This is a genomic window from Burkholderia sp. WSM2232, assembly GCF_000472545.1.
Classification (GTDB): domain Bacteria; phylum Pseudomonadota; class Gammaproteobacteria; order Burkholderiales; family Burkholderiaceae; genus Paraburkholderia.
This window is the reverse complement of the sequence record NZ_AWZV01000021.1, coordinates 50,133-64,094: the sequence shown is the minus strand read 5'-3', so window position 1 is coordinate 64,094 and position 13,962 is coordinate 50,133. Positions and strand designations below refer to the sequence as shown.

Sequence of the window (13,962 nt, the reverse complement as noted above, 5' to 3'; positions counted from 1 at the left end):
GGCCAACCGCGTTACTGACGGACATTTCCCTCCATGCTGGACCTCGGTCTAACCAAGATGGCGCTGATCGGCGTCGTCGCTCTGGTCGTGCTCGGCCCTGAGCGGCTGCCGCGCGTCGCCCGCACGGCCGGCGCGCTGTTTGGACGCGCGCAGCGCTACATCAACGACGTGAAGGCGGAAGTCACGCGGGAAATCGAACTCGACGAATTGCGTCGCATGAAAACCGAGTTCGAGACGGCGGCGAGCAATGTAGAAACCGCCGTCCAGGAAAATCTACGCAAGCACGAAACCGAGTTGAACGACGCGTGGAACAGCGGCACGTCGGTGTCGCCCAGCATTGCGGGCGGCGCGGTCGAAGACGCCGGCAACGCTTCGTGGCCGACCAGCACGCCCGCCGCGACGACGAGGCGCAAGAACTGGCGCGTCAAGCAAACCGCCATGCCCACCTGGTACAAGCGCGCTACCACGCGCCGCACGCGCGTGCAGTCGGGCGCGGCGCGCGTGGCGCGGCATACGCCTGCCAGCATGCGTCGTCCGACGCGGTTTTTCTGATGACCAGAACGACAATCTCTAACCGAGGGCCGGTGTGAGCGACCCCCAGAAAAGCCAGGAAGAAGGCACTGAAGAGACCTTCATTTCGCACCTCGTCGAATTGCGGGACCGCATCATCCGCGCGGGCCTTGCCGTCATCGTGGTGTTTGTCGGGCTGGTGTACTGGGCGCCGGATATATTCCGGCTGCTGGCGCGCCCGCTCATGAACAACCTGCCGAAAGACGGCAAGATGATCGTGACCGACGTCACCGGCTCGTTCTTCGTGCCGATGAAAGTGACCATGCTGGTCGCCTTCGTAATCGCGTTGCCTTTCGTGCTGTACCAGATCTGGGCGTTCGTCGCGCCGGGTCTTTATCAGCACGAGAAAAAGCTCGTGGGGCCGCTGGTCGGCAGCAGCTACACGCTGTTCCTGTGCGGCATGGCGTTCGCGTATTTTGTCGTGTTTCCCACCATTTTCCGTGTAATGGCGCATTACAACGCGCCGCTCGGCGCGGAGATGACGACGGATATCGACAACTACCTGAGCTTCGTGCTCACCATGTTCATTGCATTTGGCGTGACGTTTGAAGTGCCGATTGTGGTCGTCCTGCTGGTGCGAATGAACGTGGTGACGCTCAAGAAGCTCAAGGAAGTGCGGCCGTACGTGATTGTCGGCGCGTTCGTGATTTCGGCGGTGGTTACGCCGCCCGACGTGTTCTCGCAGTTGATCCTCGCCATTCCGCTCGTCGTGCTATACGAGGCAGGTATCATCGCGGCGCGGCTGATTGTCGGCAAGCAACCCGCTGTAGTCGAGGACGCGAGTCCGCCCGGTTGATGCATGCGGCGTGGGGATCGATCAGGTCTCTCCATTAACTGAACAGCAAGCAAAAAGGGCAGTCCGCAACGGACTGCCCTTTTTGTTTGCCTGCCGGCGTTCGACTGGTCCACCGTTCCACCGCTCGACACGCGATAGAGCGGCCCGGTTCGCCGCGCGGCTTGCGCTTAACCGCCTTCGTCGTCCTGCTGGTCGCTGTCTTCGACCGGCTGCTTCGGCGGCGGCGGGCGCTTGCCGATGATCACGTCCACATCCAGTTCGCGGTTCTTGCGCACCAGATGCACCTTCGCGGCCGTACCCGGCTTGATCTGTGCGATCACATTCAGCAAGCGCGTCGTGTCGGTGATTTCCTGACCGTTCACGTTCATCAGAATATCGCCCGGCTTGATGCCTGCACGGTCGGCCGGGCCGTTCTTGAGCACGCCCGCCACGATTGCCCCTGACTTCTGGTCCAGTCCAAACGACTCGGCAATCTCCGGCGTGACGTCTTGCGGCTCCACGCCGATCCAGCCGCGCGTGACCGAGCCGGTGGTGATGATGCTCTCCAGCACGCTGCGCGCGGTCGACACGGGAATCGCAAAGCCAATGCCGAGCGAGCCGCCCGAGCGCGAGTAAATGGCCGTGTTGATGCCCAGCAGATTGCCGTTCACGTCGACAAGGGCGCCACCCGAGTTGCCGGGATTGATCGCCGCATCCGTCTGGATGAAGTTTTCGAAGGTGTTGATGCCGAGGTGATTGCGGCCAAGCGCGCTCACGATACCCATGGTGACCGTCTGCCCTACGCCGAACGGATTGCCGATGGCCAGCACCACGTCGCCTACGCGCGTCTGCTCCATGCGGCCGAGCGTGATGGTGGGCAGGTTCGTCATGTTGACCTTGAGCACGGCGAGATCCGTTTCGGGATCGATGCCGATCACCTTCGCATTCGTGGTGCGGCCGTCGGCCAGGGCGATTTCGATCTGATCTGCGCCGTCGACAACGTGCTGGTTCGTTAGAATGTACCCTTCCGAACTCACTATCACCCCGGAGCCCAGGTTCGCGGCCGGTTGCTCGCGCTGCTTGCGATTGTTCTTGTCGCCGAAGAAGTAGCGGAACAGTGGGTCTTTGGCACGCGGATCCGGCGGCAGTGAGCCATCTTTGCTGGAAAACACATTGACGACCGCGGGCATGGCCTTTTGAGCGGCGTCCGCGTAGGACGTCGTTGCAGGCCCGCTGCCAATGCCCGGCGCCACTTCGCGCAGCGCGACGATCGGTTCGGCAAGCTGCTTGCCGAATTGCCCTTGACGCTGGAGCCACTGCGGTTTCAGGGTCGCGATGATGAACATCAGCGCCAACAGCACAGTCACCGCTTGGGCGAAGAACAGCCAGAAGCGTCTAAGCATCTGAAGACTAGAGGTTTATATGGATCGGATCGAACTTGAATTGTACTTGAACAATCTCCTTGAAACCGCGCGCTTCAAGGACTATTGCCCGAACGGCCTGCAAGTGGAGGGGCGCCGTAAGATCGGCAAACTCGCGACCGGCGTGACGGCCTCCGTGGCCTTTCTCGAAGCGGCGCTCGATTGGGGCGCGGACGCCGTGCTGGTTCATCATGGCTACTTCTGGCGCAACGAGGCGCCGCAGATCACCGGTCGCAAATACGCGCGCCTGAAACTGCTGCTCGGCAACGACCTGAACCTCTTCGCCTATCACCTGCCGCTCGACGATCATCCGGAATTCGGCAACAACGCGCAGATCGCCGCGAAAATGGGTTGGATCAGCGACGCGCGCTTCGGCGAGAACGACCTCGGCTGGCTCGCCACCTTTGCGATGCCGATTACGCTCGCGCACTTTACCGCGGAGATCGAGCAGACGCTCGGCCGCACGCCACTCGTGTTCGGCGATCAGGACCGCATGTTGCGCCGGGTCGCGTGGTGCACCGGCGCCGCGCAAGGCATGTTCGACGCGGCGATCAACGCCGGCGCAGATGTCTATCTGACGGGCGAGGTGTCGGAGTCGGTCATGCACACGTCGGCGGAAAGCGGCGTCGCGTTTCTCGCCGCAGGGCATCACGCAACGGAGCGCTTCGGCGTGCAGGCGGTGGGCAAGCACCTCTCCGAGCAGTTCGATATCGAGCACCTCTTTATCGATATCCCGAACCCCGTTTAAGCGCCGAAATATCAAATACGCATTAGCAAAGAAAAAAGCTCGAATAACGGAGGGGGCACTTAAAAGGAGGTGTGAAAAAGTTTGCGATACGTACGGAGAAACCCTGAGTTATCAAGGGCTTCGCACGGTTTTTGGCAATCGGCCCTTGTAAATGGCGACTCCATTCGAGCAAACTAGCGGCGGTAGAAGCGACCTGAAGGAAAATCCAACTCAGAAGTGGGGCGTGTGATGCGAGACAAGGAAGATGAACGCGTCGACGGCAGCCGCCGTACCTGGCTGATAGCGACGACCGTAGCAGGTGGCATTGGAGGCGTTGCCACTGTCGTACCCTTTGTTAGTTCGTTTGCACCATCTGAAAAAGCCAAGGCAGCCGGAGCGCCGGTCGAAGTGGATATCAGTGATCTCAAACCGGGGGACATGAAAACCGTCGCGTGGCGCGGCAAACCGGTGTGGATCATTAACCGCACGGAGAAGATGCTCGCCGACGTCAAGAAGGCGGATAACGAGTTAGCCGACCCCGCGAGCAAGAATCCCTTTTCGATGCCGTTGCCGGAGTACTGCAACAACGAATTCCGTTCGCGCACCGACCACAAGAATATTTTTGTCGCCGTCGCCGTATGCACGCATCTCGGCTGCACGCCGACGCCGCGCTTCCAGGAGGGCGCGCAGCCCAATCTGCCGGACGACTGGCCAGGCGGTTTCCTCTGCCCTTGCCACGGTTCGACCTATGACATGGCCGGCCGCGTCTTCAAGAACAAACCTGCGCCGCAGAACCTCGACATCCCGCCTTACATGTTCACCTCGGCCAACGGCCTCGTGATCGGCAAGGACGAGAAAGGAGAAGCGTAATGGCGATCGAACACGAAGTAGAGACGACCGGGCTCGTCGGCTGGCTCGACCGGCGCTTTCCGTTCACGTCCACGTGGAAAAAGCACGTTTCCGAGTACTACGCGCCGAAGAACTTCAACTTCTGGTACTTTTTCGGCTCGCTTGCGCTGCTGGTGCTGGTCAACCAGATCGTCACGGGCATCTTCCTCACGATGAACTACAAGCCCGACGCAACGCTCGCGTTCGCGTCGGTCGAGTACATCATGCGCGAAGTGCCGTGGGGCTGGCTGATCCGCTATATGCATTCCACGGGCGCCTCGATGTTCTTCGTGGTCGTTTATCTGCACATGTTCCGCGGGCTCATGTACGGCTCATACCGCAAGCCGCGCGAACTGGTGTGGATTTTCGGCTGCGCGATCTTTCTCTGCTTGATGGCGGAGGCGTTTTTCGGCTACCTGCTGCCGTGGGGCCAGATGTCGTTCTGGGGCGCGCAGGTGATCGTGAATCTGTTCTCGGCCATTCCTTTCATCGGCCCTGACCTGTCGCTGTGGATTCGCGGCGACTACGTGGTGTCGGACGTCACGCTGAACCGCTTTTTCGCGTTTCACGTGATCGCGATACCTCTCGTGCTGCTTGGGCTGGTGGTCGCGCATCTCGTCGCGCTGCACGAAGTGGGCTCGAACAATCCGGACGGCATTGAGATCAAGGCCAAGAAGGGCCCGGACGGCATTCCGCTCGACGGCATTCCGTTCCACCCGTACTACTCGGTGCACGATTTCATGGGGGTGTCCGTGTTCCTCATGATCTTCGCGGCAATCATTTTCTTCGCACCGGAGATGGGCGGGTACTTCCTCGAGGCGAACAACTTCGTGCCGGCCAATCCGCTGCAAACGCCGCCCGAAATCGCGCCGGTCTGGTACTTCACAGCGTTTTACGCGATGCTGCGCGCCACCACCGACCCGTTCAAGATCGTCCTGATGATCGTCATCGCGTTGCTCGGCCTGCTCGCGCTGGTGCGCGCGCGCGGCAAATGGAGGCTCGGCTTGCCGGTGCTCGCGGTGCTGGTGATTCTCGCCATGGCGTTTACCGAGTCGAAGTTCTGGGGCGTGGTGGTGATGGGCGGCGCGGTAATTTCGCTGTTCTTCCTGCCTTGGCTCGACCGCTCGCCGGTCAAGTCGATCCGTTACCGGCCGTTCTTCCACAAAGTGTTCTACGGAATTTTCGTGGTCGCCTTCCTGACGCTGGGCTTCCTCGGCACGAAACCGCCGTCGCCGACCGCCACGTTGATTGCGCAGGTTTGCGCGCTGATCTACTTCGCGTTTTTCCTCGGCATGCCGTTCTGGACGCGGCTTGGCACCTTCAGGCAACCGCCTGAGCGTGTGCGCTACAAGCCCCACTAACCGCGAGCGAGGAGAACACGAAGATGAGAAAGCTGCTTTCGACGTGCGCGCTGATCGGCGCGACACTGCTCGCGCTTGTGGCCGGCCCGGCGTACGCGGACGAGAACGTTCATCTCGACCGCGCGCCGGATAACGCGGACAATTTCGCTTCTTTGCAGCACGGCGCGCAATTGTTTGTAAACTACTGCCTGAATTGCCACAGCGCGAACCTGGTGCGCTACAACCGGCTGACCGACCTCGGCATCACACCGAGCGAAATTCAGTCCAATCTGCTCTTCACGACCGACAAGATCGGCAACACGATGACGGTGGCCATGCGCCCGGACGACGCGAAGGCGTGGTTCGGCGCGAGTCCGCCGGATTTGTCGGTGGAAGCGCGGGCGCGCGGCAAGGACTGGCTTTACACGTATTTGCGCAGTTTTTATCGCGACAATACGCGGCCGACGGGCTGGAACAACCTGGTGTATGAAAACGTGAGCATGCCTCACGTGCTGTGGCAGCTTCAGGGGCAACGTACCGCGAAATTCGGTGACGAAGTCGACGAAAGAACAGGCGAGACGGTGCACAAATTTGTGGGCTTCCAGCAGGTCACGCCGGGGACGATGTCGCCGGTAGATTATGATTCTGCTGTGGCCGACCTTGTGTCGTACCTGTCCTGGATGTCCGAGCCGACGCAGAAAACCCGCAAGCAACTGGGCGTGTGGGTGCTGCTGTTCCTCGGTATTCTGAGCTTTTTCGCCTGGCGACTGAACGCCGCGTACTGGAAACATATCAAATAATCACGCCGCTACACGGCGTGGGGCCGGCGCCAGGAAAAACCTGTTGAACGGTTTTTCCGCGCGCTGGCCCTTCAGCTTTTTGAGGAAACGTAAATCATGATGGTTCTGTATTCCGGCACTACTTGCCCGTTCTCCCAGCGTTGCCGGCTGGTGTTGTTCGAAAAGGGCATGGACTTCGAGATCCGCGACGTCGACCTGTTTAACAAGCCGGAAGACATCGCCGTGATGAATCCGTATGGTCAAGTGCCGATTCTCGTCGAACGGGACCTGATTCTGTACGAATCGAACATCATCAACGAGTATATCGACGAGCGCTTTCCGCACCCGCAGCTGATGCCGGCCGACCCGGTGCAGCGGGCGCGCGCGCGCCTGTTCCTGCTGAACTTCGAAAAGGAACTGTTTGTCCACGTCGGCACGCTCGAGAACGAAAAGGGCAAGGCCGCGGAGAAAAATCACGAGAAAGCGCGCCTGGCTATTCGCGACCGCCTGACGCAACTCGCGCCGATCTTCCTGAAGAACAAGTACATGCTCGGCGAAGAGTTCTCCATGCTCGACGTCGCCATTGCGCCGCTGCTGTGGCGTCTGGATCACTACGGCATCGAGCTGTCGAAGAACGCCGCGCCGCTGATGAAGTACGCCGAGCGCATTTTTAGCCGTCCGGCTTACATCGAGGCGCTCACGCCTTCGGAAAAGGTAATGCGTCGTTGAGTTGGGCTTTGGGTTCGGGCGCCGCGCGGTTGAGTGCGCGCCTGCCCGCGCCCGGTAAAAGGACTGCTGATGCAAGAGATTTCCACCAAGCCTTATCTGCTGCGCGCGCTGTACGAGTGGTGCACGGATAACGGCTACACGCCGCACATCGCCGTGCGCGTCGACAATCACACGCGGGTGCCGCGCCAGTTCGTGCGCGACAACGAGATCGTGTTGAACATCAGCTTCGAGGCCACAAGCCAGCTGCAGATGGGCAACGAATGGATTGAGTTCAGCGCCCGATTCTCCGGTAAATCGCACAAGATCGAGGTGCCGGTCGGCAACGTTCTCGCGATCTACGCGCGCGAAAACGGACAGGGCATGGCGTTCCAGGTCGAGTCCGCGGGCGGCGAGGCGCGCGATTCGGGTGCGGACGCTGAAGCCGTGGAGCCGGCTGCGTCACCGGCTACACCGGCTGCGCCGGCAACGCCGCGTGCGCTCGACAGTCCGTCCGCCGCCGATGCCCCCGTCGACGCTGAGCGCGCCCCGGAAGGCGAGCCGCCCGACGACGACGGTTCGAAAGGTGGCGGGAGGGCTCGCCTCAAGCTCGTAAAATGAAGTAGAATCACGGCCTCATGCCGGCTTAGCTCATCAGGTAGAGCGCTTGACTTGTAATCATGAGGTGGCGGGTTCGAGTCCTGCAGCCGGCACCAGTAGTGCGAAACGGGGTTTCTGTTCAGTCAGGAACCCCGTTTTTTATTGGCCGAACAGCGCCTGCAGCGTATGCGGTGAGCACGGGCGAGGGCTAAAATCGCCATATCTCTTTCACCTTGTCGATTGTGGACGAAACTGTCTACGTTCGCGAAGCCCGACCACTGAAAGTGCGCCGTGACGCGCCCGCGCTTTCGTCAAACGACCTCACCATGACCAGCCCCGCAAGCATCACCTGGCCCGAAGCCGACGGCCCCCGCACCGCGCGTTGGCGCTCCGAAGCGGCGGTGCCGCCGCCCAAGCGCGTGATTGTCGCCGACGACCGGACCACCGCAGATTCCGCCTACCGGCTCGCGTGCGAAGGCACCGCGCTTCTATGGAGCGGCGACTTCCAGAACGCGCGGCAATTGCTGCAGGCGGTCACGCGGCGCCTTGAACGCAAGCCGCGCAAGCAGGGGGCGACGCCTCTCGAAGCGTTCAACCTGCACCGCCAGACGCAGTCGCAGCGCGCGCGCACCCTCGGCATGATCCTGATTCCGCTCGACGCCGGCTACGCAATTCCGCTGCGCCGCGCGCCCGAGGTGCGGCAGGCATGCATGGAAACTTACGGCCCGCCGACCGGCGAGGCATCGGTCGTGTCGTTGCGCGAGTTGCTCGGCCTGATCGGCGCACACGAATGGCGCAAGAAGGGCGTGGAGATTCCCGCGCTCGGCGAGCGGATTCATCCGCATTACGGCGTGTTTTCGCCGGTGCGCGGCGAGTACGTGGATCTCGTCGCGCGCACGGCGCTGCCTTCGCTGAACAAGGCGTTTGACATCGGCACTGGCACCGGCGTGCTGGCCGCGCTGCTCGCCAAACGCGGAGTCAAGAAGATCGTCGCGACTGACCAGGACACACGGGCGCTTGCGTGTGCACGCGAGAATCTCGCGCGCCTCGGCTACGGGCAGCAGGTCGACGTCGTGCAGGCTGATCTGTTTCCGGAAGGACGCGCCCCGCTAGTCGTCTGCAATCCGCCGTGGGTACCCGCGCGGCCCGCTTCGCCGATTGAGCATGCGGTTTTCGATCCCGACAGCCGCATGCTGCTCGGCTTCCTCAATGGCCTCCCGGATCACCTGTCGCCGGGCGGCGAAGGCTGGCTCATTCTTTCGGACTTTGCGGAGCATCTCGGGCTGCGTACACGCGAGTGGCTGCTCGCCGCCATCGAGAACGCGGGGTTGACGGTGGCCGGGCGCGAGGACATTCGCCCACGGCACCCGAAGTCGACCGACGAGACCGATCCGCTGCACAAGGCGCGGGTGGCGGAACTTACTTCGCTGTGGCGGTTGAAGGTGCGTTCCTGATCCGGGTTGAAAGGCGGCGGGAACTGCGAAGCGGTAGTCGGTGAAGGAGGGGAGCGGGTGGTGCCAGGGCGGCGTTGAAGGGGTTGTGAGCGGTTCGCACACAGCCATGCCGCGGTGCCGGCGCTGCGGCAGGCTACGTCGTGCGGCGTCAGCGTATGTCGCGTCGCGTTAGGCCGCGCCGTGCAGTGCCGCGCTGCGTCAGCCATTCCGCGCCACGCGACGCGACGCCGCGTGAGGGGATGAGCCGGGTCGCGCCGCGTTAGGCCGCGCCGTGCAGGGTCGCGCTTCGTCCGCCATCCCGCACCGCGCCAGGGGCACTGCGTCAGGCTACCTCGCGTCGCGTCGCATGAGGCCACGCCGCACCGAACTGCCCGCGCGCCCCATCACAGCGTTGCCCCGCCCGCCCTGGCGAACGCCGCCGCACCGCGGCCTGCCGCCAGACCACTGGCGAAGCAGGCCGTCAACAGATAGCCGCCCGTGGGCGCTTCCCAGTCCAGCATCTCCCCGGCGCAGAAAACGCCCGGCAAACGCTCGATCATGAGGTGCGGATTCAGCGCCTCGAAAGGAATGCCGCCAGCACTGCTGATCGCTTCGGCAATCGGCCGGGCGCGTAACAGCCGTACCGGCAGCGCCTTGATCGCGTGCGCAAGACGCGCCGAATCGGCGAAAACATCTTTCGGCAGGACTTCGTGCAGAAGTGCCAATTTCACACCGCTAATGCCGACCCTTCCATGCAGGTGACTCGATATCGAACGCGAGCCGCGCGGTCTGGCAACTTCCGCGACCACCCGCTCCAGCGCCAGGCCTGGCGCCAGGTCTAGCGAAATGGTGAGCTCGCCGTCAGCGAGAATCCGCTCGCGAATCGGCGCCGAAAGTGCATAGATCAGACTGCCTTCAAGACCCGTTTCGGTCAGAATTATTTCACCTTGTCGATTGTGGACTTTTCCGTCTACGCCGGTCAGTGAAATGGCGACAGACTTCACCGGTTCGCCCGCAAAACGCTCGCGCAGATAGGGGCTCCACTCTGCATCGAAGCCGCAGTTCGCCGGTTGCAGCGGACAAACCGGCACGCCACGCGAGGCGATCAGCGGCACCCAACTCGCGTCGGAACCGAGCCGCGGCCAGCTTGCGCCGCCGAGTGCGAGCACGACGGCGTCGCCAGCGACGAGCCGTTCGCCATCCGGTGTCGCGAAACGCAGGAACTGCGCGCCGCGAGTGGATGCGCCGGCCGCTTTGTCCTGCCCCGCGCTGCTCCAGCCGTGCCACTTGTGCCGCATATGAAAGCGCACTCCGCCTTCCCTCAGCCGATGCAGCCATGCGCGCAGCATGGGCGCGGCCTTCATGTCGGTTGGAAACACGCGTCCGGAACTGCCGACAAAGGTTTCCACACCGAGCCCGCGCAACCAGGCGCGCAACGCGTCCGGCCCAAATGCTTCGACAAGCGGCGCCAGCGCTTCGCGACGCGAACCGTAACGGTCGAGAAACGGCTCGAGCGGCTCGGAATGCGTGATGTTCATGCCGCCCTTGCCCGCCATCAGGAATTTGCGGCCGACGGAAGGCATGGCGTCGTAGACGTCGACCTGCACGCCTTGCAGACAAAGCGCCTCGGCGGCCATCAGGCCGGCGGGTCCGCCGCCGATGACGGCGACGCGGGCGGAATCAAACGAAGATGACATGCGGGCCTGTGGATGAGCGAAAAGGCGGGGCGCGCCGCCGCGACTGGCGGCCAACCGGCGCGGAACGCGGACAAGGGCTGAACGGAGCGGAGCCGGCGCTGCGAAGCGCCGCTATTTTCACACCGCACGAAGCGCGGAGCAAACCGCCGTGCGCCGCCGCCGACGCAAGAACCCCAAGTTTCGGCGCCTTCAGCCGCGCGGCGGTAGCGGCTTGCCGCTGGGTTAGTCAGCATGGCGAACTATAATTTTTGCACACCGTCCATCGGGCGCATCTCGCGTCGTCCCCGCCTCGATCCGACTTGCCAACTCTTTGTTGTACCGCGTGCGCTGGCACGGCGGACGAGCCACAGGCTCGCGCATGATGTCGCGCGAGGACGGCCCCGCATACGATCAAGGAGACTGCCATGACCCGCCATTACATTGACTGCCGCGAGTTCCCGAGCGAGATGAACTGCACGGTCGCGCTATCTGCCGACAGCGAGGACGAACTGCTCGACGCAGCCGTTCAGCATGCGGTAAGTGTGCACAAACATGAGGATTCGCCGGAATTGCGCTCGCAATTGCGCACGCTCTTTCACGAAGGCACCCCGCCGGTGGAAGCGCCGCGCATGTGAGTCGGGATTCCAGCCCTGAACGCGAGTCTGCGAGCCAAGCTCCGGCTCCAGACAGCGGTACGCCGGGACAAAAGCCACCGCGCGGACTCGCGAGGACGACGAGCGGCGCTTGACCGCTCGCGCGCGTGGCGGCGTGAGGTGGACGTCTGGCCGCGTGGCCCGCAGTCTCAGGTTGGATACGCTTCGTCGACCTTCAGGCCGGCGAGCTTGAAGATGACGCGCAGCGTTTGTGGTTTGATGTCGCGCCGCGAGGCCAGCGTGGTCATCACGAAGTCCAGCACCTTGGCGTATTTGAGCAGCGTCAGGCAGGTTTCCATGTCGACGCTGCCGTCGCGCATGACCTCGGCAAGACGAAGCATTTCCGTGGAGATGTCGCGGGCCATCTCCAGTTCCAGTTGCTGCTTTTCGGTCCAGGCGGGCATGGCGGTGAGCTTGGCCATCATTTCCTGGAACTTCTGTTCGACGTTTCCGTTGGGTACCGTATCCATTGCTGCCTCTTCTATTGTCCGGGCGCGCATCCAGTAGAAATCGCGGCGCGCTGCCGGTTACGTAACGTTCGGCTCGTGTTACGGAGCCGTCCTCCCCACATGCATCGGGGCCGTGCGTGTCGAGCACGGCCGACAGCCTGTTGTTATGGGCACCCTGTCTACGCTCTTGGGACCCTGGCGGCGCGAAACGGTTCTCTCGCGCGCGCCGAGCTCCTCGTCGTGCCTGGAAACAGCAGGAAGTGTTCCAGGAATACGCCGCTTCTTGCCGGTTTTCGCGGTCTCTTCGGTGAGCGGGCCGCCGTTTGGGTAAACTGGCAGCAACTTTTGTTTTTATCCGTCACCTGACGCACGTTCGCGCTGCAAATGCCGACGGCTCCCCACGATGTCCAGCAAAACTCACGAAATCCGTCCGAACCAGTCCATCGAGTTGCTCAAGGAACTGCACATCCTGACACGCGACGGCAAGATGAACCAGGATAGCCGCCGCAAGCTGAAGCAGGTCTACCATCTGTTCCAGTTCATCGAGCCCCTGCTCAAGGACCTGAAGGACGAGAAGGGCGCGGTGACCCTCGTCGACCACGGCGCGGGCAAGTCATATCTAGGTTTTATCCTGTACGACCTGTTCTTCAAGGAGTTTCAGGATGCCGCGGGTGGGGCGTCGCACATTTACGGCATTGAAACACGCGAAGAACTGGTGGCCCGCTCGCAGGAGCTGGCGGCGCGGCTTGGCTTCAAGGGAATGTCGTTTCTGAATCTCTCGGTAGCGGATTCGATTACGTCGGAGCGCCTGCCCGCGCAGATTGATATTGTTACCGCGCTGCACGCGTGCAACACCGCCACCGACGACGCCATCCGCTTCGCTCTTGAGAAGAAGGCGAAATACATTGTGGTCGTGCCATGTTGCCAGGCGGAAGTGGCGGGCGTTTTACGTCAAAACAAAAGTAAATCGCTGAGTAATGCGTTGACGGAAATCTGGCGGCATCCGTTGCACACGCGCGAATTCGGCAGCCAGATCACGAATGTGCTGCGCTGTCTGCAATTGGAAGCGCACGGTTATCAGGTGAGCGTAACGGAGCTCGTCGGCTGGGAGCATTCGATGAAAAACGAGCTCATCATCGCGCAGTTCAAGGACTTGCCGCGCAGGCGCCCTGCTGAGCGGCTCAACGAAGTGATGCACACACTGGGTATCGAGGAACTGAAAGAGCGGTTTTTCGTTTCCGCGTAATGGTAGGAATTGCGTGAACTAGCCCTTCATTAGTTTGTTCCAGCCGGCAAGGCCGATTTTGCGCAGCGTTTCCTGATTGCGCTCATAAATCGCCTCGGCGTCGGGAAAAGCCTGAACCGCGCGTTCAATGCTGTCTTCCCTGAGTAAATGCAATATCGGATACGGCGCGCGATTCGTGTAATTTTCGATGTCGTCGGGTTCTGTGCCTTCGAACTGATACGACGGGTGAAAGCTCGCAATCTGAATAATGCCTTCCAGGCGAAGCTGTTTCAGCATTCGCTCCGCGAAAAAGAGCGCGTCGTTATAGTCGAGAAAATCAGGCAGCGCTTGCGGCAGGATTAGCAGCGTCGTGTCCACGGCGGCCGGGTCCGCGGCGACCAAGGCGTTCAGCTCCGTTTCAAGATCGGCGAGCACGCCTTCCAGATCAGTCGCTTCGCTAACCGCGTAGCGAATTTGCCCCTTCACGTGGACGGCTTTCGCGAACGGACACAGATTGAGCCCGATCACGGCTTCAGTCAGCCAGTGACGGGTGGCGGCAACGACAGCATCGTGCAATTGGGCGGACAACGGCATGGCAGGCGGCGCGACAGGCAAATCGTCATTGTAACAGCGGGTGCGGGAGTGCCGGCTGCGGCGGAACGGCCGGCTGCACTCGCGCCGGCGCGCCGAAAAAGCCGGCACGCCGAAAAAACCGGCACGC

General features: G+C 62.0%; 15 protein-coding genes and 1 tRNA gene. 12 read left to right on the top strand and 4 right to left on the bottom strand.

Going from position 1 to position 13,962, the window contains the following annotated elements:
- Positions 1 to 33: 33 nt before the first annotated feature.
- Together tatB and tatC are read left to right on the top strand one after the other, a co-directional pair.
- A complete protein-coding gene (tatB, locus tag F757_RS0119900; protein WP_027212930.1) occupies positions 34 to 552 on the top strand; it encodes a Sec-independent protein translocase protein TatB in 519 nt (172 codons plus the stop codon).
- Between the two features lie 34 nt (positions 553 to 586).
- A complete protein-coding gene (gene tatC, locus F757_RS0119895) occupies positions 587 to 1,366 on the top strand; it encodes a twin-arginine translocase subunit TatC (RefSeq protein WP_027212929.1) in 780 nt (259 codons plus the stop codon).
- Positions 1,367 to 1,533: 167 nt separating this feature from the next.
- On the opposite strand, the gene F757_RS0119890 is transcribed toward tatC, so the two are convergent.
- Positions 1,534 to 2,748 (bottom strand): Do family serine endopeptidase, encoded by a 1,215-nt coding sequence (locus F757_RS0119890; RefSeq protein ID WP_027212928.1) that lies wholly within the window; start codon positions 2,746 to 2,748, stop codon positions 1,534 to 1,536.
- Between the two features lie 19 nt (positions 2,749 to 2,767).
- Here F757_RS0119890 and F757_RS0119885 point away from each other — a divergent pair, with 19 nt between their 5' ends.
- The 8 genes from F757_RS0119885 to F757_RS0119850 all read left to right on the top strand — a co-directional run bounded on the left by F757_RS0119885 (position 2,768) and on the right by F757_RS0119850 (position 9,259).
- Positions 2,768 to 3,514 carry a Nif3-like dinuclear metal center hexameric protein gene (locus tag F757_RS0119885; protein ID WP_027212927.1) on the top strand — a complete coding sequence of 249 codons (747 nt, stop codon included), beginning with the start codon at positions 2,768 to 2,770 and terminating at the stop codon, positions 3,512 to 3,514.
- 228 nt (positions 3,515 to 3,742) lie between these two features.
- Complete coding sequence (gene petA, locus F757_RS0119880) at positions 3,743 to 4,363, top strand: ubiquinol-cytochrome c reductase iron-sulfur subunit (RefSeq protein ID WP_027212926.1); 621 nt, start codon at positions 3,743 to 3,745, stop codon at positions 4,361 to 4,363.
- A complete protein-coding gene (locus F757_RS0119875; protein ID WP_013340661.1) occupies positions 4,363 to 5,742 on the top strand; it encodes a cytochrome b in 1,380 nt (459 codons plus the stop codon). The genes petA and F757_RS0119875 overlap by 1 nt, the downstream gene beginning before the upstream one ends.
- Positions 5,743 to 5,765: 23 nt before the next feature.
- Positions 5,766 to 6,521 carry a cytochrome c1 gene (locus tag F757_RS0119870; protein ID WP_027212925.1) on the top strand — a complete coding sequence of 252 codons (756 nt, stop codon included), beginning with the start codon at positions 5,766 to 5,768 and terminating at the stop codon, positions 6,519 to 6,521.
- Positions 6,522 to 6,617: 96 nt separating this feature from the next.
- The gene (locus tag F757_RS0119865; RefSeq protein ID WP_006052302.1) at positions 6,618 to 7,229 is read left to right on the top strand and encodes a glutathione S-transferase N-terminal domain-containing protein; all 612 of its coding nucleotides are present in this window, start codon (positions 6,618 to 6,620) and stop codon (positions 7,227 to 7,229) included.
- Positions 7,230 to 7,298: 69 nt separating this feature from the next.
- The gene (locus F757_RS0119860) at positions 7,299 to 7,826 is read left to right on the top strand and encodes a ClpXP protease specificity-enhancing factor (protein WP_027212924.1); all 528 of its coding nucleotides are present in this window, start codon (positions 7,299 to 7,301) and stop codon (positions 7,824 to 7,826) included.
- Between the two features lie 19 nt (positions 7,827 to 7,845).
- Positions 7,846 to 7,921: transfer RNA gene (locus F757_RS0119855), tRNA-Thr, on the top strand.
- Between the two features lie 210 nt (positions 7,922 to 8,131).
- Positions 8,132 to 9,259, top strand: a complete 1,128-nt coding sequence (locus tag F757_RS0119850) for a methyltransferase (RefSeq protein WP_027212923.1) — start codon at positions 8,132 to 8,134, stop codon at positions 9,257 to 9,259.
- Between the two features lie 383 nt (positions 9,260 to 9,642).
- Here F757_RS0119850 and F757_RS0119845 read toward each other — a convergent pair whose 3' ends face one another.
- On the bottom strand, positions 9,643 to 10,935 hold the full coding sequence (locus tag F757_RS0119845; RefSeq protein WP_027212922.1) for a TIGR03862 family flavoprotein: 1,293 nt from the start codon (positions 10,933 to 10,935) through the stop codon (positions 9,643 to 9,645).
- A 404-nt stretch (positions 10,936 to 11,339) separates the two neighbouring features.
- Between F757_RS0119845 and F757_RS0119840 the strand changes: the two genes are divergently transcribed.
- Positions 11,340 to 11,549 (top strand): DUF1059 domain-containing protein, encoded by a 210-nt coding sequence (locus tag F757_RS0119840; protein ID WP_013340656.1) that lies wholly within the window; start codon positions 11,340 to 11,342, stop codon positions 11,547 to 11,549.
- A gap of 167 nt (positions 11,550 to 11,716) precedes the next feature.
- Here the strand turns inward: F757_RS0119840 and F757_RS0119835 are convergent, their stop codons facing one another.
- A complete protein-coding gene (locus F757_RS0119835) occupies positions 11,717 to 12,037 on the bottom strand; it encodes a hypothetical protein (protein WP_013340655.1) in 321 nt (106 codons plus the stop codon).
- Between the two features lie 382 nt (positions 12,038 to 12,419).
- Here F757_RS0119835 and F757_RS0119830 point away from each other — a divergent pair, with 382 nt between their 5' ends.
- Positions 12,420 to 13,262, top strand: coding sequence for a class I SAM-dependent methyltransferase (locus F757_RS0119830; RefSeq protein WP_027212921.1), 843 nt, complete (start codon positions 12,420 to 12,422; stop codon positions 13,260 to 13,262).
- A gap of 18 nt (positions 13,263 to 13,280) precedes the next feature.
- Here F757_RS0119830 and F757_RS0119825 read toward each other — a convergent pair whose 3' ends face one another.
- On the bottom strand, positions 13,281 to 13,835 hold the full coding sequence (locus F757_RS0119825) for a DUF1415 domain-containing protein (RefSeq protein ID WP_027212920.1): 555 nt from the start codon (positions 13,833 to 13,835) through the stop codon (positions 13,281 to 13,283).
- Positions 13,836 to 13,962: the final 127 nt, after the last annotated feature.

Bases quoted from the DNA above. Each gene is read 5' to 3' on its own strand.
- tatB (WP_027212930.1), top strand. From the start codon at position 34: ATGCTGGACCTCGGTCTAACCAAGATGGCGCTGATCGGCGTCGTCGCT.
- F757_RS0119890 (WP_027212928.1), bottom strand. From the start codon at position 2,748: ATGCTTAGACGCTTCTGGCTGTTCTTCGCCCAAGCGGTGACTGTGCTG.
- F757_RS0119885 (WP_027212927.1), top strand. From the start codon at position 2,768: ATGGATCGGATCGAACTTGAATTGTACTTGAACAATCTCCTTGAAACC.
- petA (WP_027212926.1), top strand. From the start codon at position 3,743: ATGCGAGACAAGGAAGATGAACGCGTCGACGGCAGCCGCCGTACCTGG.
- F757_RS0119875 (WP_013340661.1), top strand. From the start codon at position 4,363: ATGGCGATCGAACACGAAGTAGAGACGACCGGGCTCGTCGGCTGGCTC.
- F757_RS0119870 (WP_027212925.1), top strand. From the start codon at position 5,766: ATGAGAAAGCTGCTTTCGACGTGCGCGCTGATCGGCGCGACACTGCTC.
- F757_RS0119865 (WP_006052302.1), top strand. From the start codon at position 6,618: ATGATGGTTCTGTATTCCGGCACTACTTGCCCGTTCTCCCAGCGTTGC.
- F757_RS0119860 (WP_027212924.1), top strand. From the start codon at position 7,299: ATGCAAGAGATTTCCACCAAGCCTTATCTGCTGCGCGCGCTGTACGAG.
- F757_RS0119850 (WP_027212923.1), top strand. From the start codon at position 8,132: ATGACCAGCCCCGCAAGCATCACCTGGCCCGAAGCCGACGGCCCCCGC.
- F757_RS0119845 (WP_027212922.1), bottom strand. From the start codon at position 10,935: ATGTCATCTTCGTTTGATTCCGCCCGCGTCGCCGTCATCGGCGGCGGA.
- F757_RS0119840 (WP_013340656.1), top strand. From the start codon at position 11,340: ATGACCCGCCATTACATTGACTGCCGCGAGTTCCCGAGCGAGATGAAC.
- F757_RS0119835 (WP_013340655.1), bottom strand. From the start codon at position 12,037: ATGGATACGGTACCCAACGGAAACGTCGAACAGAAGTTCCAGGAAATG.
- F757_RS0119830 (WP_027212921.1), top strand. From the start codon at position 12,420: ATGTCCAGCAAAACTCACGAAATCCGTCCGAACCAGTCCATCGAGTTG.
- F757_RS0119825 (WP_027212920.1), bottom strand. From the start codon at position 13,835: ATGCCGTTGTCCGCCCAATTGCACGATGCTGTCGTTGCCGCCACCCGT.